This window comes from Halobacillus sp. HZG1 (genome assembly GCF_035818575.1).
Lineage (GTDB): Bacteria > Bacillota > Bacilli > Bacillales > Halobacillaceae > Halobacillus > Halobacillus litoralis.
Window position 1 is genome coordinate 55,611 of record NZ_JAYLVQ010000082.1, and the last position, 17,983, is coordinate 73,593.

General features: G+C 45.1%; 14 protein-coding genes. 9 read left to right on the forward strand and 5 right to left on the reverse strand.

What is annotated here, in order from left to right:
• Window positions 1-106 precede the first annotated feature (106 nt).
• The 5 genes from VKA52_RS17500 to betA all read left to right on the forward strand — a co-directional run bounded on the left by VKA52_RS17500 (window position 107) and on the right by betA (window position 5,331).
• Window positions 107-520 (forward strand): RrF2 family transcriptional regulator, encoded by a 414-nt coding sequence (locus VKA52_RS17500; protein ID WP_326316622.1) that lies wholly within the window; start codon window positions 107-109, stop codon window positions 518-520.
• Window positions 521-632: 112 nt separating this feature from the next.
• A complete protein-coding gene (locus VKA52_RS17505; protein WP_326316623.1) occupies window positions 633-1,343 on the forward strand; it encodes a nitroreductase family protein in 711 nt (236 codons plus the stop codon).
• Window positions 1,344-1,535: 192 nt separating this feature from the next.
• Complete coding sequence (locus VKA52_RS17510; RefSeq protein ID WP_326316624.1) at window positions 1,536-1,778, forward strand: hypothetical protein; 243 nt, start codon at window positions 1,536-1,538, stop codon at window positions 1,776-1,778.
• 262 nt (window positions 1,779-2,040) lie between these two features.
• Window positions 2,041-3,519 carry a betaine-aldehyde dehydrogenase gene (gene betB, locus VKA52_RS17515; RefSeq protein ID WP_326316625.1) on the forward strand — a complete coding sequence of 493 codons (1,479 nt, stop codon included), beginning with the start codon at window positions 2,041-2,043 and terminating at the stop codon, window positions 3,517-3,519.
• Window positions 3,520-3,627: 108 nt separating this feature from the next.
• The gene (gene betA / locus VKA52_RS17520) at window positions 3,628-5,331 is read left to right on the forward strand and encodes a choline dehydrogenase (RefSeq protein WP_326316662.1); all 1,704 of its coding nucleotides are present in this window, start codon (window positions 3,628-3,630) and stop codon (window positions 5,329-5,331) included.
• Window positions 5,332-5,539: 208 nt separating this feature from the next.
• On the opposite strand, the gene ppdK is transcribed toward betA, so the two are convergent.
• Together ppdK and VKA52_RS17530 are read right to left on the reverse strand one after the other, a co-directional pair.
• The gene (gene ppdK / locus VKA52_RS17525) at window positions 5,540-8,215 is read right to left on the reverse strand and encodes a pyruvate, phosphate dikinase (RefSeq protein WP_326316626.1); all 2,676 of its coding nucleotides are present in this window, start codon (window positions 8,213-8,215) and stop codon (window positions 5,540-5,542) included.
• Entirely contained in the window at window positions 8,215-9,033 is an 819-nt protein-coding gene (locus VKA52_RS17530; protein WP_160915960.1) for a pyruvate, water dikinase regulatory protein, read from the reverse strand. The genes ppdK and VKA52_RS17530 overlap by 1 nt, the downstream gene beginning before the upstream one ends.
• 550 nt (window positions 9,034-9,583) lie before the next feature.
• Between VKA52_RS17530 and VKA52_RS17535 the strand changes: the two genes are divergently transcribed.
• Both VKA52_RS17535 and rlmD read left to right on the forward strand, forming a co-directional pair.
• Window positions 9,584-10,768: an MFS transporter gene (locus tag VKA52_RS17535; RefSeq protein WP_326316627.1), complete on the forward strand. Its 1,185-nt coding sequence runs from the start codon at window positions 9,584-9,586 to the stop codon at window positions 10,766-10,768.
• 111 nt (window positions 10,769-10,879) lie between these two features.
• Entirely contained in the window at window positions 10,880-12,340 is a 1,461-nt protein-coding gene (rlmD, locus tag VKA52_RS17540; protein WP_326316628.1) for a 23S rRNA (uracil(1939)-C(5))-methyltransferase RlmD, read from the forward strand.
• Between the two features lie 114 nt (window positions 12,341-12,454).
• On the opposite strand, the gene VKA52_RS17545 is transcribed toward rlmD, so the two are convergent.
• The 3 genes from VKA52_RS17545 to VKA52_RS17555 form a co-directional block, all read right to left on the reverse strand.
• Window positions 12,455-12,901: a staygreen family protein gene (locus VKA52_RS17545; RefSeq protein WP_326316629.1), complete on the reverse strand. Its 447-nt coding sequence runs from the start codon at window positions 12,899-12,901 to the stop codon at window positions 12,455-12,457.
• Between the two features lie 57 nt (window positions 12,902-12,958).
• Window positions 12,959-13,783: an alpha/beta fold hydrolase gene (locus VKA52_RS17550; protein WP_326316630.1), complete on the reverse strand. Its 825-nt coding sequence runs from the start codon at window positions 13,781-13,783 to the stop codon at window positions 12,959-12,961.
• A gap of 162 nt (window positions 13,784-13,945) precedes the next feature.
• A complete protein-coding gene (locus tag VKA52_RS17555; RefSeq protein WP_326316631.1) occupies window positions 13,946-15,361 on the reverse strand; it encodes a hypothetical protein in 1,416 nt (471 codons plus the stop codon).
• A 272-nt stretch (window positions 15,362-15,633) separates the two neighbouring features.
• On the opposite strand from VKA52_RS17555, the gene VKA52_RS17560 reads away from it, so the two are divergent.
• On the forward strand, window positions 15,634-16,800 hold the full coding sequence (locus tag VKA52_RS17560) for an iron-containing alcohol dehydrogenase (RefSeq protein WP_326316632.1): 1,167 nt from the start codon (window positions 15,634-15,636) through the stop codon (window positions 16,798-16,800).
• 99 nt (window positions 16,801-16,899) lie between these two features.
• Complete coding sequence (locus VKA52_RS17565) at window positions 16,900-17,847, forward strand: nuclease-related domain-containing protein (RefSeq protein WP_326316633.1); 948 nt, start codon at window positions 16,900-16,902, stop codon at window positions 17,845-17,847.
• Window positions 17,848-17,983: the final 136 nt, after the last annotated feature.

Here is a 17,983-nt window from a genome sequence, read left to right on the forward strand (position 1 = left end):
ACAAGAAGATGGCGGAGGTCTATTTAAATCCAGCGGCTTTTGACTTTTTAACTTTGACTTTTAGTATCGCATGTTCCAAAATATAGGTTGGATAAGAGGTGAAACGATGTCAGATAAAATGAATAATGTGCGTTGGTTCAGTATGGCGCTGAAAGCATTGATTGTCTTAGCTGAGAACGAAAGCCGCTGCCCGAGCGGGAAACTTGCGGAGAAGCTGGAGTCTCAATCTGTTTATCTGCGTAAGATCCTGACTCATCTGGTTAAGGCGGGGATAATAAGCGCAAAAGAAGGCCGGGATGGTGGATACGCCCTGAGTAAAAAAACAGAAGACATCAAGCTATCTGAAGTATATGAGGCGATTCGTGCTGAGACTGTCGTGAAGGATTACTTTGAAACGGAAGGGAAACACTGTTTCTCAGGAACTTCCCAACAATCTCTTTGTGACTTACAAAGAGAAATGGAGTCTTGGATAGTAGAAGGTTTACAGTTAAAGTCCTTATCAGATTTTATCGAACAGTAAAACGAAACGATGACCGTTTCGTTTTCTTTTAATAAGTAACTGTATTTGACAAAGTAACAGTTAACGCTCTATACTGTATTTGTTAAAGATACAGTTAAAGGAGTGGAAACTCATGTCTCACAAAACAATGACCAAAGAAGAATACCTTAATAAAGTAAAAGAAATCGATACGACGAAGGAAGCCCCGAAAGTTCTTGATGATACGGATTTTCTTACAATAGCTAAAGAACGACGCTCTGTACGTCAGTACGATCCGGACTACAAGATCGAACGTAAAGAAATTGAAGAGTTGTTGGAAACCGCCGCGCTGGCTCCCTCATCTTCCAACCTGCAATCATGGCGTTTCCTTGTCATAGACGAGCAGGATGAGAAGGAGAGGATGCTTCCCATAGCGAATAATCAGCAGCAAATCGTGGATGCTTCGGCTGTCATTGCTGTTCTTGGGGATAAGAAAGCCTATAAAAATGCCGATCAAATTTATTCTCAAATTGCTGAAAAAGGCAATATGCCGGAAGATGTAAAAGAGATGTACGTGAACAGTATCTTCGACAACTATGGAAACTTCCCTGAAGAGCGTCTTGCTAAAATCGCTCATATTGACGGCGGGATCGTTGCGATGCAGTTCATGCTCGCTGCCAAAGCGAAAGGATATGACACCGTACCAATGGGAGGATATGATGAAGAACAGCTTCTAAAAGCTTTTAATGTTCCTGAAGAATACACTTCTGTCATGCTGATCTCCCTTGGTAAAGGGGTCAAAGCAGGTTTCCAGAAAACACGTCTTCCTTTAGATAGTGTTGTCCAGTGGAATCGTTACGAATAAATCATAAAAGGTCATCCCTAGTGGATGACCTTTTTTATTCAAGGAGCATTTAAAAGAATCATTTAATTGAAGAGATACCTTACCGTCGGATCAATTCTGCTCTCACAATAGGAAGTAGGAAGAGGTTGTTTTATACTTTCGTCATTTCCTCCAATCAATAGAATACATTTCAATGGAGGGGGTGTGACGGATATGATCTTAAAAATGATCGATCTAAGTTTGATGGCTGAGCACTTAACGGTTCATAAAGCTGAACTGGACAAATTAGAGTCTTTGATTTGCAGCATTCAAGAATCAGAGATCAAACGGGTCGCGACAGAACAATATATGATTATGCAAAATCATGTGAAAGTGATGGTTGCACTTATGGACCCATCCCAGAATCAGATGATCGGAATTCAAGACTTACATAAATGGGGAACCTGTCCAATTTAACTGCTAAGGAATTTCCATAGGTATGACGCCGGAAAGTACACTTACCATTCTCAGGGAGAGATACAATCTTCCTTCAATAAGTAGAAAAAAAGAATCTCAGTACAGGAAGCACCTCGCTTCCCCTACACAAAAGCAAATGTAGGGGAACGGGTGCTTTTTTTCTTTGAAATGACTTTGACAGCCTAAAAAAGACATGTTAGTGTTAAAAACGTTAAATAAATTCTTAACAAACTTAATTCACTTCAGAACTGGAGTTGATCAAATGAACGTAAATATAAAATTGAAACAATACATCAATGGGAAATGGGTAGACGCGAATTCCGAGGAAACGCGTACGATTATCAATCCATTCAACCAGGAAACAATCGCCATCGTTCCAGAAGGTGATGAAACTGATACAAGAGCAGCCATCGCTGCCGCAAGAGAAGCTTTCGATCACGGCGAATGGCGGACGACCCCAGCAACGGAGCGTGGGGCAATCGTACGTAGAATCGCTGAATTGATTGAGAGAGATAAAGAAGAGCTAGCGAATCTAGAATCCTTGGATACTGGTAAAACAGTAGAAGAGAGCCGTGGAGACATGGACGATATCGCTGGAGTTTTCCGTTATTATGCAGAGATTGCGGATAAGAACGGCGGCGAGATCATCGATTCTCCAGTCCCGAACTCCATCAGTAAAGTCGTTCACGAACCGGTTGGTGTTTGTGGGCAGATTACCCCTTGGAATTATCCTCTACTACAAGCGTCCTGGAAACTGGCTCCAGCGCTTGCAACTGGTAACACATTAGTTATGAAGCCGAGTGAAATCACACCGCTTACGCATATCAAAGTATTTGAACTGATCGAAGAAGCGGGTGTACCTGCTGGTGTTGCGAACCTCGTTCTTGGTGCAGGCGCGACGGTAGGTGCCGAACTGTCCAGCAACGAAGACGTGGATCTCATTTCTTTCACCGGCGGTATTGTGACCGGGAAGAAAATCATGCAGGCAGCAAGTGCGAATGTGAAGAAGCTCGCTCTTGAACTTGGCGGGAAAAACCCGAATGTCATTTTCGCAGATGCTGATTTTGATCTTGCTGTCGATCAGGCATTGAACGGCGTATTCTTCCATGCCGGTCAAATCTGTTCTGCCGGGACAAGACTGATTGTAGAAGAAAGCATTCACGATGAGTTCGTCCATGCGCTTGTCGAGCGAGTGAAGAAATTCAAACTGGGAAGCGGATTTGACGAAGATACCCAAATGGGACCACTGATTTCTGCTGACCACCTTGCGAAAGTTGAAAAGTATGTAGAAGCAGGAATTGAAGAAGGGGCTACGGTAGCCGTTGGCGGTAAACGACCGGAAGACCCTGAATTACAGAACGGCTTTTTCTTCCTGCCGACGATTTTCACCGATTGCACAACCGACATGACGGTCGTCCAGGAAGAAGGTTTCGGTCCAGTCATCACAGTTGAGAAGTTCACGAAAGAAGAAGAAGCTGTGAAACTTGCGAATGATTCCATCTATGGACTTGCCGGCGGTGTCTTCACAAACGATATCGCAAAAGCAGAGCGCTGTGCGGCGAAGATGCGCATGGGTACGGTTTGGATCAATGAATTCAACCTGTATTTCCCACACGCGCCGTGGGGTGGATATAAGCAGTCCGGAATTGGACGCGAACTAGGTAAATTAGGAATTGAAGAATATACAGAAACGAAGCATATTTTCCAAAACCTTAAACCAGAACAAATCAACTGGTTCTAAGCGGACCATTTATTATTAACATTCATAATCAAACTCAGATAAAGGGAGAAGGGGGACTTTGACCTCCTTCTGACCGAATTTAACATCAAGGAGGAACAGTGTATGGCTATGATTGAATCATATGATTACGTAATCGTTGGAGGCGGTAGTGCAGGTTCTGTAATGGGAAACCGCCTGAGTGAAGATGGAAAAAAAAGTGTACTTGTATTGGAAGCAGGACGCAGTGACTATTCTTGGGATCTATTGATCCAAATGCCTGCTGCTCTGCCGTTCCCTTCAGGCAAAAACCTTTATGACTGGCAGTACGAATCCGATCCTGAACCTTATATGAACGGACGCCGTATTCCTCATGCGCGAGGAAAGGTACTTGGAGGTTCCAGTTCTATTAACGGGATGATCTACCAACGTGGAAACCCGAAAGACTATGAACGCTGGGGTGCCGACGAAGGCATGACGAACTGGGATTGGGCTCACTGCCTTCCATACTTCAAACGTCTGGAAAATGCGCTGGCATCACCGGATGATGATATGCGCGGTCACGATGGTCCAATTAAATTGGAGCGCGGTCCAGCGAAGAACCCTCTCTTCCAAGCCTTCTTTGATTCAGCTGTAGAAGCTGGTTATAACCGTACCCCTGACGTTAACGGATTTCGCCAGGAAGGTTTCGGACCGTTTGATAAGCATGTATACAAAGGGCAGCGCTTGTCCGCATCCCGTGCTTACCTGCACCCGGTCATGGACCGTGAAAACCTGACAGTCAAAACTCGTGCTTTCGTTACGAGCATTGACTTTGATGGCACAAAAGCCAAAGGGTTAACGTATAAGCGAAACGGAAAAATGCATCAAGTAGAAGCGGGAGAAGTCATCCTTGCTGGTGGAGCGATCAACACGCCACAGCTGCTTCAACTATCTGGTGTAGGCGATGCGAAACACCTTCGTTCCCTTGGCATTGATCCAGTCGTTGATCTTCCAGGTGTCGGAGAAAACCTTCAGGATCACCTTGAAGTATATGTCCAGCACGCTTGCCCGGTTCCTGTTTCCGAACAGCCGAATCTTCAGAAGCGCCGTATGCCTTGGATCGGTCTACAGTGGATGCTTGGACGCACAGGCCCAGCTGCGACGAACCACTTCGAAGGCGGAGGTTTCGTCCGTTCCAACGATGAGGTGGACTACCCGAACTTGATGTTCCACTTCCTTCCGGTAGCGGTTCGTTACGATGGACAAAAAGCACCGACAGATCACGGATTCCAGGTACACATCGGACCAATGTACTCTGATGCCCGCGGATCATTGAAGATTAAATCCAAAGATCCGAAAGAGCACCCAAGCATGGTGTATAACTATCTTTCTACAGAACAGGACAAACGTGAGTGGATTGAAGCTATTAATATCACTCGTGAAATTATGTCCCAGCCATCTATGAAACAATACAATGCCGGTGAAATTTCACCTGGTCCTACGGTTCAAACAGAGGAAGAAATCCTTGAATGGGTAAGAGAAGATGCGGAGACAGCTCTTCACCCATCCTGTACAGCAAAAATGGGACCTGAATCAGATCCTATGTCTGTCGTAGACCCGGAATCCATGAAGGTTCATGGACTTGATAACGTACGCGTGGTCGATGCATCGGCTATGCCTTACGTGACAAACGGAAACATCCACGCCCCTGTCTTGATGTTGGCAGAGAAAGCAGCAGACTTGATCCTTGGCCGTCAGCCACTGGATCCAATCGACGCTGATTACTACCAGCATGGCGTCCACCCAGCGGAAGCAGGGACAGTTCCTAAATCTAAAAAAGCTGTAACCAAATAAAAGTCTTTAGAGAAGAGAGAAGGCCTCTATCACAATGTATGGCTTGAGAAGCGTACATGAATGATGGGGAGCCTTCTCTTTTTTATGGTAGGGGCTTGATGATCCAGGATCGTGAAATAGAATATACAGAAAAAAATCACGCTCCATCCAAAGAGGATGGAGCGTGATTTTTATTAAGATAGAAGGAAATTCGGTGTTCATCTTTCCATTAATTATACTGCGGTTCTTTCCGGGACTTGTTCCGTTCACTGCGGATGGTGGACTGAGCGGCTGAGAGTCTTGCCGATGGAACTCGGAAAGGAGAACAGCTTACATACTCCAGCCCTAAATCATAGCAGAATTGAATGGACTCTTTTTCTCCACCGTGCTCTCCACAAATCCCTGTTTTCAGTGCAGGATTTGTTTCTTTGCCGAGGTTCACACCAGTTTCCACCAGTTTTCCGACGCCGTCCTGGTCTAAGGAAACGAATGGATTTCTCTGGAGCACATCGCTATCTACATAATATTGGAGGAATTTACCTTCTGCATCGTCTCGACTGAATCCAAACGTCGTTTGAGTTAGATCATTGGTTCCAAAGGAGAAAAAGTCGGCTTCTCCAGCAATTTGATCGGCCGTAAGTGCTGCGCGTGGCGTTTCAATCATGGTTCCAATAAGATACTTGAACTCCTGTCCTGTTTCCGATTGAACATGCTGGCTGATCCGAATGACCAATTGACGCATTTCTTTCAGTTCATTTACGTGGCTGACAAGAGGGATCATGATTTCCGGTTTCACGTCGATTCCTTTTTTCATGACGGTAGACATCGCTTGGAAAATAGCCAGGATCTGCATTTCGTAAATTTCAGGATGGATCATACCTAAGCGGCAGCCACGGAGGCCCAACATTGGATTCGCCTCTTCTAATAATCGTACTTTGCGTAAAAGGTTTTGCTTTGCCTGCAGCTCGTTGGAGTCAGGACTTGTGATTTGCAGTCTTGTCACATCAACAAGCAGTTCTTCTTTGTCTGGCATAAATTCATGAAGTGGTGGATCCAGCAAGCGTACGGTAATCGGGTGGCCCTGCATCGTTTCGAAAATCTGTTCAAAATCCTGCTGCTGCATCGGGAGGAGCTGATCGAGATGCTCCTTCCGTTCCGTAATGGATTCAGATAGAATCATGCTTTGAACGGTAGGGATGCGGGAGCTGTCCATAAACATATGCTCTGTACGGCAGAGTCCAATGCCACCGGCTCCAAACTCCAGAGCTTTCGCAGCATCTGTCGGATTGTCGGCATTCGCCCGTACACCCATTTTTCTTTCTTCATCTGCCCAGCGTAGAAGTAACTGGAATTCCTCTGAAAGTTCCGGTTCGATCATTGGAATTTCACCGAGGAATATTTCTCCGGTTGAACCATCGATCGTAATGATATCTCCGTGGTTCACAGTGGTATCCCCTACAATGAACTGTTTGGAATCCAAATGAATTTTCAACGCGTCACATCCGCAGATACAGGCTTTCCCCATACCTCTTGCGACCACGGCGGCATGACTGGTCATCCCGCCCCGGCTCGTAACGGTAGCTTGAGAAGCGATGATGCCATGGATATCATCAGGCGTCGTTTCTGGTCGGACGAGAACCACCTTTTTTCCATCCTTGGACAGCTGATCGGCTTCATCTGCATCAAAGACGACTTGGCCGGTGGCTGCTCCAGGGGAAGCGGGTAAGCCAGCCGCTAATTTTTCTCTCTTGTAGTCAGGATCAATGCGGTGGTGGAGCAGCTGGTTGAGCTGATCTGGGTCCACACGTAAAAGAGCTTCACGCTGATCCATGATTTTTTCTTTCACCATTTCAACTGCGATACGAATGGCAGCCTGGGCGGTTCGTTTACCTGTTCGTGTTTGAAGGATGAACAGCTTCCCGCGTTCTACGGTGAATTCAATGTCCTGCATATCTTTGTAATGGTCTTCTAACAGCTGACAGGTCTCCACCAATTGCTGAAACACATCCGGCATCTCATCTTTGAGCGTCGCAATCGGCTGAGGTGTACGAATTCCTGCCACAACGTCTTCTCCCTGTGCGTTGATCAAGTATTCCCCATAAAGTTTGGACTCACCAGTAGAAGGATTGCGTGTAAAGGCGACGCCTGTCCCGGAATCTTCCCCCATATTTCCGAAAACCATGCTTTGAATATTGACGGCTGTCCCAAGGTGTCCGGGAATTTGATGCAGGCGGCGGTACAGAATAGCCCTCTGGTTATTCCATGAGTCAAACACAGCCTGTATCGTAAGGAAAAGTTGTTCTTTGGGATCCTGAGGAAAGCTTCGTTTTGTATTTTTGATCACAATGGATTTGAATGCTTCGATGACCAGCTTCCAATCTTCAGCTGTCAATTCTGTATCGGAGTGGTACCCTTTTTCTTCACGGATCTCTTCCAACTGTTGTTCAAAAAGATAGTTTTCTATATCCAGAACAACATTCCCGAACATCTGAATGAACCGGCGGTAGGAGTCATAGGCAAAGCGAGGGTTATTCGTAAGTTCTGCCATTCCTTTGACCGTTTCATCATTCATGCCAAGGTTCAAAACAGTATCCATCATCCCGGGCATGGAATGTACAGCACCTGAGCGCACCGAAACAAGCAGCGGATTGGTTGGATCACCTAAGCGTTTATCTGTTTTGGATTCAAGCGTTTGAAGGGATTGTAATACCTGGGCTTCGACTTCCGGCGAAATGACTTCACCTGAATCATAGTACGCGTTACAGGCAGCGGTCGTAATCGTAAAACCATATGGGACAGGTAAACCGATACGGGTCATTTCCGCTAAGTTTGCGCCTTTTCCACCTAGAAGTTCCTTCTTGCCGCTTTCTGTGTGATCAAACATGAATACAACATTGTTTTCCATTAGGCAAAGCTCCCCCTTTTATTAAACATGGCCAGAATGATATCGGCCGTCTCTTCGATGGCTTTATTGGAGACATCGATGACTGGACATCCGATCTTTTTCATGATGTCTTCCGCACATGTTAATTCTTCAAAAATTCTATTCAACGAGGCATAACTGGCTGAGTTTGTTAACCCGAGTCTTTTTAATCGCTCTCTGCGAATGTCATTTAACTTTTCCGGTGAGATGATCAATCCCACGCACTTTTTTCTAGGGATGTTAAAAAGTTCTTCTGGAGGCGGGACCTCCGGGATGAGTGGGACGTTGGCCACCTTGAATTGCTTATTCGCTAGATACATAGAAAGAGGAGTCTTTGAGGTTCGTGACACTCCGACAAGAACAATATCGGCTTGTTTCAATCCTCTGACTTCCTGTCCGTCATCATACTTCACAGCAAACTCAATCGCTTCCACTCGTTTAAAGTAGTTCTCATCCAACTTTCTCATCTGTCCCGGTTGACGATTAGGCTGCATATTGAATTTTTCAGCGAACGCATTCATCAACGGATACATTAAATCCACCGCAATGATTTGTTCTTCTTCAGCCCTGTGGTCAAGGTATTCCTTCAAATCAGGAAGGACGATGGTGTAAGCGATGATGGATGGACGATACTTCGCCACTGTGATGACATTATTAATATCCTGCTCATCTTCTACATAGGAGAAGTGCTGGATTTCAACATCCTGACCAAAAAACTGACTCGCCACAGCTTTTACCATTAATTCAGCTGTTTCACCGACTGAATCTGACACGATATACACCATTTCTTTAGTAGTCACAATCCATCTCCCTTACTTTTAGTGATGAGGAGGGGCGGGAAAGCGATGATGTTATGTACAGCTTCCTGCATTTATGCCCCTTTTATTATGTCACACTAATTGTTCTAATTCGTTTTAATGTGTCATACTATTACTGAATAGTATAGTATCATTGTTTTCATAGAGATACAACAAAAAGGTCGTTTATTGTATGGACTGTTTTTGAAAAGATCGATTCGCTTTCGGATGAAATAGAGAAAAAAGGCAGAGGGTTGCTATTGGACCAGATGAAGTTGTCTTAAGTTCTGAACCGTTATATAATGGGGATCAATCTTGTACATAAAGGAGGGAAATTCATGCATGCATTCACCTTAGACATCAAAAGTGAGGATAAGCACCTGCTTTTCATGATGTCTATTATTGGAAAATCAGCGATTAGAGGGACAGGTGTGTCCTTTTTTAGCTGAATTCCATAAAGTGAACGTATATATGATTTCCTTTAAATAGCGGAGGCTGCCACACGGGAATGATCACGTGTGGCTTTTTTATGTAGAAGAGAGGACGAATGACCATGTTTAAAACAAAACACACTATCTATATGCTGTATTTCTATATCTTTTTTGCTCAGTTGTTTTTTGACCGGGCCTTGTGGGTCATCTACCTCGGAGACAGAGGGATGACGTTCGGGCAGGTTGGTTTGCTGGAAGCTTTTCTTCACTTAGCGATTGTCCTGTTTGAGGTACCGACAGGAATGATTGCTGATTTGTACGGGAGGAAAGTGAGCTTAGTCATCGGGAATGTGTTCAGTCTTTTTTATGGCCTGTTCATGTTGATCAGCGGTACTTTTTCGATGTTCACACTCGCCTTTTTATCGATGGGAATCATGGTTACTTTCCACTCAGGCGCGGAACAGGCTTTTGCATATGATACGTTGAAAAATGAAAATAGGCAGAAAGATTATACGAAGGTGATTGGAAGCATGACGGCTCTTGCTCTATTATCCTTGAGCCTTGCTAAGTTCCTGGGAGGATTCATGGCAGAGATCAGCTGGGAGTGGGTCTATGGCTCCACCATCTTCACCCACATCCTTGCCTTGATTCCTCTGTTTTTACTGAAAGAACCGGAACGAGAAAAGACAGAGGACATCGGCGGACGATGGTATAACCAGTGGGTCCATCAATTTAAATTAGGTATCGATGTATGGAAGCAGAATTCGGTCCTACACCAGCCTGTGGTGTTATTTATTCTGGCGAGTGCGGTTATGGTGATCCTCGTTTTTTATGGCCAGGAATACTTTATCCAGTTAGGTTACTCTTCTGTAGTTGTAGGTGCTGTATTTACAATCGAGGGACTATTGGGTGTTGTCATGGCTAAAATCGCTTACAAGGTCGAAAAACGATTTGAGTTCTTCAATATCTTATATTACGGTTTAGGACTTTTCCTTTTGTTTTTCATCCTGTTTATCTTTGCCATGGACTGGGCCATTCTCCTATCCTTCCTATTCCTGGCGCAGCTGTTGAGTCTATTCGAACCCATTTTCAGCTCATTTGTGCAGGACTTATTAAAAAGCAATGTCAGATCCACCTTCTTTTCATTGATCGGTTTAATGGAGAGCTTTATCATTATGATCAGCTTTCCAATGTTCGGATTTGCTATTGAGCGTACGGGTTTCACCAACGGTTTTACGGGTCTGCTGCTGATCTTTTTTACGATAACAGCCGGATTCCTTATGGTTCAAAAATTCAAAAAGAGTTAATCCAGGAGCCTTCCCAATCTAAGGGGGAGGCTCATTTTTCTTCTCTCTGTTTTACCGCCGGCTCCCGGTAGTTTATAATGAGGGGCAAATAAGCAAAGACAGGAAGTGCCTATGAGTAAACGAAAGCATCAAGGAAATAAAAAGCTGAATAAGAAACCGAAAAAGGTGGGCAGGCCGACCGGGAAACAGATCTCTTCACCGAATAGACCTTCTAAGGGTAAACCTGCACGGGGGCAGAAACCTATAACCGCACAGGTCACGTGCACAGGTCTCACTGATGAAGGGAAGGGGCTTGCCGAGTGGAAGGGAAAACAGTTGGAAGTCCCTTTGCTGTTACCAGGTGAAAAGGCTGAGGTGAACATCGTTCAAAAAGGGAAGTTTTTGGACGCAGAGGTGAAGAATGTCATCACTTCTGCAGAAGAACGAGTCGACCCACCTTGTCCATATTATTACGAATGCGGAGGATGCCAGCTTCAGCATATGAGTAACGATGCCCAGGCCCGTTTCAAGCAGGAAACCATCGATCAATTGATGAAACCGTTTGGAAAACCGGATCCTATTTACACGATGGACCACCCCTATGATTACCGCAACAAGAATCATAATACATTCGGTTTGAATCACAAGCGTCAGGTCATTGGCGGTCTGTATGCGCAGCACACGCATGAAATCATTCCAATGGATCGATGTCTCATTCATGATCCGAAAGCGGACGAAATCATAGATACCATCAAGGATTACATGAGGAATTCGAAAATGCAGCCGTACAACGAAGACACTGGACGTGGCTTCTTACGGCATGTGTTGATCAAAGTAGGTAAAGTCAGCGGAGAGGTTATGGTGGTACTCGTTGCTGCCTCCTCTGAGTTCAAGGGGAAAAACAACTTCGTTAAAGCTTTAAGAAAAGCTCACCCTGATATAACGACCATGCTGTTGAATGTGAACAAACGGGATACAAGTGTTGTTTTGGGCGAACAGGAGAAAGTGCTGTTCGGCAAGGGAACGATTACAGATACGTTGTGCGGGCTGGAATTTGAAATTTCAGCAAAGTCCTTTTACCAAATCAATCCTGTTCAGACGGAGAAGCTTTATGGAAAAGCGATTGAAATGGCCGATCTGACTGGAAACGAAACCGTGATTGATGCGTACTGCGGAATTGGTACGATCGGTCTTGTGGCAAGCCGCAAAGCTGGCAAAGTCATTGGAGTAGAGGTGAACAAGGATGCGGTCCGGGATGCCATCCGTAATTCGAAGCGCAATGGCGTGACCAATGCACGCTTCTACCAAGGGGATGCTGGTGAATTCATGGTCGATATGGCTGCGCGCGGGGAGAAAGCAGACGTCGTAATTATGGACCCGCCGAGAAGTGGTAGTGACGAAGCCTTCTTATCAAGCGTTGTGAAGCTTAAGCCGAAGCGAGTGGTTTATGTGTCCTGTAACCCGGAAACACAGGCGCGGGATATGAAATATTTAGTAAAGAATGGCTATGAAGTGGAAGGCATTCAGCCCGTGGATATGTTTCCACAGACATATCATGTGGAATCCGTGGCAAAGTTAGTGCTGAAAAAATAACCAGGATCTGAATACACGATACTGGCTGTCTTCACAAGAAAAAGGTTCATCCAAAGCAGTGGATGAACCTTTTTCTGTATATCTGTGACTTGGGCAGGTGACATCCTGTAGAGTCTACTTATAATCCTTCGGGGAACCCCAGTACTCATAGCGATTGTATCGGGGATCTGTGGAATCAAAACGAATGAAAATGGGAGCATGATCCAATTCGGGATAGGCTTCAAAAAAATACCGGTCCCCATACCTGATAGCTTCAAGGGCTAAGGGTAGTTCACGTCTGAAGATGGCATTTCGAACAGCGGATTGGTCAGATCCATATTGTCCATCCACATAAACGTAGACATAGAGATAGGGACGACCATTTTCTATCCTCCATTCCGCAAGCACTTCATCTCTCATCTGAGTGATCTTGTCATAGGCATACGTCAATCCCAGCGTAAGAAATAGCTCTGCCGTTATGTCGGAGTGGGTCAGTGTGTACTTACGTCCTAACAGGGGAGCGTTTTTTGTTACCCCAGGTCTATACTCAACGAAAAGTTTGTCTGGATCAAGCCTTTTCAAAAGGGCCCTCCTCATAAAGAGTGGTGTTGGGAACCCCAGGTAGAAAGCCTTAAAAAATTAATGAGACTCACTCAAAAATTCTTCGACCATCTGGTTGAACTTCCCATGGTGCTCCCAAAACATGAGGTGTCCTCCCAGAGTCTTCACCGAAGCGGAAGGCGTCAACTTGTTAAGGTAAACGGTCGCTGTCTCTCCCCAATGTTCGGCAACAACGAAAAGCGTCGGAATGGATGCACTGCTTTCTTCCGCTTCTTTGCGATAATCCGAAAAGAGACCGGAAGAGAATAAGTTGGCCGCGATATAGTAGGGGGTTTTCAAAGACTGCTCTACCATCCAATTCAATTCTTCTTTGGTCAGTTCTCGTTGGACCATTACACCGGTGGCATAAGCCGAAATGAATTCGCGCTGTCCTCTGGGGTGTCGGAGGAAGTTCGTATAGGCGGCAGCCAGGTCATCAAGTGGACCCTCCACCCAGTCTTCGTCTTCTTTCAATGATAAAGATTTCGGCGGCATATCGATCATCATGACAGACTTGATCCCATCGGTTCCAAACTGGCGAAAGTACTCCCATACGGTCAAACAGCCGAAGGACCAGCCGATAAGCGTTGGATTCTCAACCTTCAATTCCTTCAGCACTTTTTGTAGATCCGTCCCGTGTGTGACGTAATCATTTCCATGGACGGTCATCGTGGATCGGCCATGGCTTCTGGGATCAATCACAATGGTTCGGTGCGTTTTTGAAAAATGTTTCACCTGCTCGGAGAAGACTTCCGTCGTGAACGTAAAACCCGGAATGAATACAAGGGGGTCTCCTGTACCGGCTTCCTGAACGAATAGTTCAATCCCCGGTTCCACTTCAATATAGCTTTCATTCGTATTCATGGTGTCCCTCCTGTTTCTACAAAATGCTAAGCATATTCTCTTAAATCCTATTCACCAATGCGGTCTGTCATTTCTCTTTCTAGAATAAACATATCTAAACAAAGAGATCATGAAAAAAGACGGGCCGTGGAAAAGGCCCGTCATAAGTTTCCGTTTATTTTTTTATAAGAAAAACAGCACAAAAAGCTGAAGGTAGATCTGCACCATGACATAAAAGGCCAGGGCGTATTTATAGTTGAACATCAATCCGTTCTTAATGATGCTCAAGTTGTTCACAGAACTCAAAATGATCGATGGTAAAATCAACGGTGATAACATAATGGAAATAACGCTGCCTGATGTAATTCCAAGTACCACGATTTCCGGTGGATAGGGAAGATCGACGCCCTGCAGAATTCCTGAGACGAGGACGATGACCGTCAACGGACCAAGCCCAATGAATCCAAGGATAATCACAACAAAAGGAAGAACCCATAAGAAGTTCAGGAACGGTACGGCGTCCGTTACGTAAAAGAGACCATCGATGATGTACTCGCCATATCCCGACTGATTCACCGCGTTGATCAGAAACCCGGCGGCTAATAAAATTGAAAACTGCTGAGCTTTGTTGGGAATGCTTTTAGCTACATAGATTTTTCCGTTCTCGGTAATCGCGCTGCTTCTCTTACGAATGAGGAAGTAGAGAATGACCCAGGCCACGATTACGATAGGGATAATGAGCAGAAGCTGTACCTCCCAAAGCGCATTAAGCAGAAAGATCGACCCGAATAACGTCACGAAAAGAAAGCCGAATTCCAGAGCATCACGGTTTCCTTTCGTATCTTGTTTCTTTTGGTCGGCAATCTTCTTAAGCTGTTCCTGGATGCCTGCTGTTAGATCCACGCCATAGTGGCGTTCTTGATAATAAGAGAATAAGACAGACAACAAGATTCCAGCAAATGAGATGAAGAAACCCTGTAAGATGGATAAGCCTAAGGATGCTCCAAGGGCATCGACGGCAAAAATAAAGCTTGGAATGCTGACAACCCACATCGTCGTTAAGGAAAACGCACGTAACAGGGCCGTTCCCTTATAATTCTCCCAGACCTCTCCTTTTTGATTGCTCAAAAAGTCGTTGATCATGCTGTAGACCATCGGGATGGAACCGAATAATAAAAAGTAGGAAATGATCTGAGTGATCACCATCATTCCGAAATAGAACTTCCGACTTGTATTCAGGAGGTTTTGAGCGAAATTGATGACCGATTCGATATAAGGCTTTTCCTCCAGTACCCAGCTGATGGTAGGGACGATCAGTAAGAGCGCGATCAGTCCGCTCATCACGGTAAATCCGGATACGGTCCCTTCAATAAGTGAGGTCCCGGCAGAAATATGAACAATTAAGGCAATGATGAGCAGCAAAAGGGAAATCGCTGCCTGTTTCACCGGCAGGAAGAAGTAACCCAGTACAAAGGCCGCTAAACCGAATAAGGAAAGAGTGGTGGAAAGCATGTCTCCACCTATAAAATAAACGACAAAATGCATGAGGACATACAAGCTGATAAATAAGGTGTATCCTCGTTTTGCGATTTGTACCATAAGGATGCTCCATTCTTAGATCAAAGTGTTAACCTTACATATCTTATCATAAGCCAAATACATTGGCTTAAATCCTGCCCGGCAGGATCCCTGGATCGGATAGGAGTTCCGCAAATGGGCCCTGGAGTATAAACATATAGTTTACTAGTGCTTTCTCACTAAATAAGGGGTTACAAATGGACTGAATTCAATGTTGAAAACTACTGAATGGTTTGATGAAAAAGGAAAGCGGCAATATTCCCGAATGTAACCAAAAAGTAGGAGGAGATTTCATGAACCGTTTTACAATTCCACGCGATATTTATTTTAGTGAAAATGCTCTTGATATATTGAAATCTGTAGAAGGAAAGAAAGCCTTACTTGTGATTGGTGGAGGTTCCGTCAAAGAAAACGGGAACCTGGAAACGATTGAAAAAAATCTAGCAGAAGCGAATATAGAAACCAAGCTTATTGAAGGAATAAAAGAAGAGCCTTCCACAAATCTTGTGCAAGAACATCTGGATACGGTGATGAGTTTTGAACCTGATTGGATCATTGGAATCGGCGGCGGCTCCCCGATGGATGCAGCTAAAGCCTTCTGGTTGTTCTATGAACATCCGAACCTCAGTTTTGAAGATGCGACCAAACCGTTTGAGCTGCCTGAACTTCGTTCCAAGGCGAGATTCATCGGTATTCCTACGACAAGTGGGACAGCATCCGAGATCTCCAACCTGTCTGTCATCACCGATTCAGAAACAGGCGTGAAATATCCGTTAGCCAGCTTTGAACTGACACCCGATTTCGCCATCATCGACCCTGTCATGGTTGAATCCATGCCGAAACGTGTGACAGCATACAGTGGTATGGATGCGGTCACCCACAGCATTGAAGCGTATGTAGCGAAACCACGCACGACATTTACAGATGCGCTTGCAAAAGAAGCGGCTGAAATATTGAAAGAACACCTTCTTTCCTCCTATAAAGGAGATAAAGAAAGTCGTGAAAAAGTCCATTATGCTCAGGCGATGGCTGGTATGGCCTTCTCCAATGCGGTATTAGGCAATGTACACAGCCTGGCGCATAAGAGTGGCCCGACCTTTGGAGTACCGCACGGCTGTGCCAATGCGATCTATCTCCCTTATGTCATCCAGTTCAACAGAAGTGTTGTCGAAGATCGTTTTGCTGCCCTAGCAAAAAGAATCGGTTTGGAAGGGCAGAATGATCAGGAACTCGTCGATGCTCTCATTGAATGGGTCCGCGAGTTGAATCGTGAAATGGATGTACCGAATACACTGCAGGAATTTGGTGTCTCCGAAGAATTATTCAAAGAACATGTCGATACAATGGCTGAAAACGCCGTAGAAGATCCGTGTACAGGAACGAACCCGCGTGAAACATCCGTAGAAGAAATGAAGAAACTCTTTGTCGCCGCTTATTATGGGCAGGATGTTGATTTTTAAATAGAAGACTTATAGAGATCAGTCCACCACTGGGCTGGTCTCTTTTTTCTGGACAAAAAAGGGGCGTTCGACTTTAATAGAGGGGAAAGGAGTACACTTATGATCATAAAACCCCGCATCATCCCTCCTGATATTGTCCATTTGGAAATACTAAAGCACCGTCTCAAGCCTCATCACCCCGCTGTCCCCCAAGTAGAAGAGACCCTCTCGGCAATGAAAGCCGGCTGGAATGGCGAACAGTCCCTTGATTTTCACCTCGATTATTTGAAAGGCCCTCATCACATCCTTCACAACCTGCGGCTGCATGACAGGCACCACTTTTTTCAAATCGACACGGTTATCTTGTTCCCTTCCTTCCTTCTGATTCTTGAAGCAAAAAATATGATCGGTCAGATCTCTATCCATCGTGAAAAAAAGGAAATGCGTCGCGACACGGAAGGGTTTCAGGATCCTGTAGAGCAGGCGGAACGGCAGAAGCGTTTATTAGATGAATGGTTATGGCGGCAGCTAAGGATTCGTATCCCCATCGACTTCCTGGTGGTATTCACGAATCGTCGATGTACACTCGAATTTGACTCCTCAGACTCTCGGATCTATGAAAAAGTCATACGCGCTTCCTCTCTCGTGGATGCGTTGGAAAAGAAAAAGGATATGCATCAGGGGAAGAGATTCAAGAAGGAAGAGCTGTTACGAATTGGCCAAGCGCTGACAGAATCCCACCAGGATCATGTGCCGGATTACATGAAACGTTTCAACTTGAGTTATTCGGATTTGATCAAAGGAGTCAGGTGCCCGACATGTGGAAAGTATTCAATGAAAAGAACAAAAATGAAATGGGTATGTTCAGGTTGTTCTCATCACTCTTTTCTTGCTCATGAACAAGCCTTGAAAGAATATGCTGTGCTTGTTGCCAAAACAATTAGCAATAAAGAAGCTAGAGATTTTTTAAAGGTAGGTTCAAGACATGTGGTGTATCGATTATTGAGCGCTTATTGTAAGGGGAAAAGTGGTTCTACTAAAAAAGCAAGGTTCCTATTAGAGTGCTAATCCAATAAGAGGGGGAGTCGCGCCAAAGGAATAGCGAGTCGCGCCAAAGGAGAGCGAGCCGCGCCAAACGGAGAGCACCCCGCCCCAAAGGTCCCGCACCCTACTACCAAGTATAAAAGAACGACACCAATCCTTG

Excerpts from the sequence above, each read along its gene's own strand:
- VKA52_RS17555 (WP_326316631.1), bottom strand. The coding sequence starts at position 15,361 with ATGGTACAAATCGCAAAACGAGGATACACCTTATTTATCAGCTTGTAT.
- betB (WP_326316625.1), top strand. The coding sequence starts at position 2,041 with ATGAACGTAAATATAAAATTGAAACAATACATCAATGGGAAATGGGTA.
- VKA52_RS17560 (WP_326316632.1), top strand. The coding sequence starts at position 15,634 with ATGAACCGTTTTACAATTCCACGCGATATTTATTTTAGTGAAAATGCT.
- VKA52_RS17505 (WP_326316623.1), top strand. The coding sequence starts at position 633 with ATGTCTCACAAAACAATGACCAAAGAAGAATACCTTAATAAAGTAAAA.
- VKA52_RS17565 (WP_326316633.1), top strand. The coding sequence starts at position 16,900 with ATGATCATAAAACCCCGCATCATCCCTCCTGATATTGTCCATTTGGAA.
- VKA52_RS17535 (WP_326316627.1), top strand. The coding sequence starts at position 9,584 with ATGTTTAAAACAAAACACACTATCTATATGCTGTATTTCTATATCTTT.
- VKA52_RS17510 (WP_326316624.1), top strand. The coding sequence starts at position 1,536 with ATGATCTTAAAAATGATCGATCTAAGTTTGATGGCTGAGCACTTAACG.
- VKA52_RS17500 (WP_326316622.1), top strand. The coding sequence starts at position 107 with ATGTCAGATAAAATGAATAATGTGCGTTGGTTCAGTATGGCGCTGAAA.
- VKA52_RS17550 (WP_326316630.1), bottom strand. The coding sequence starts at position 13,783 with ATGAATACGAATGAAAGCTATATTGAAGTGGAACCGGGGATTGAACTA.
- ppdK (WP_326316626.1), bottom strand. The coding sequence starts at position 8,215 with ATGGAAAACAATGTTGTATTCATGTTTGATCACACAGAAAGCGGCAAG.
- rlmD (WP_326316628.1), top strand. The coding sequence starts at position 10,880 with ATGAGTAAACGAAAGCATCAAGGAAATAAAAAGCTGAATAAGAAACCG.
- betA (WP_326316662.1), top strand. The coding sequence starts at position 3,628 with ATGATTGAATCATATGATTACGTAATCGTTGGAGGCGGTAGTGCAGGT.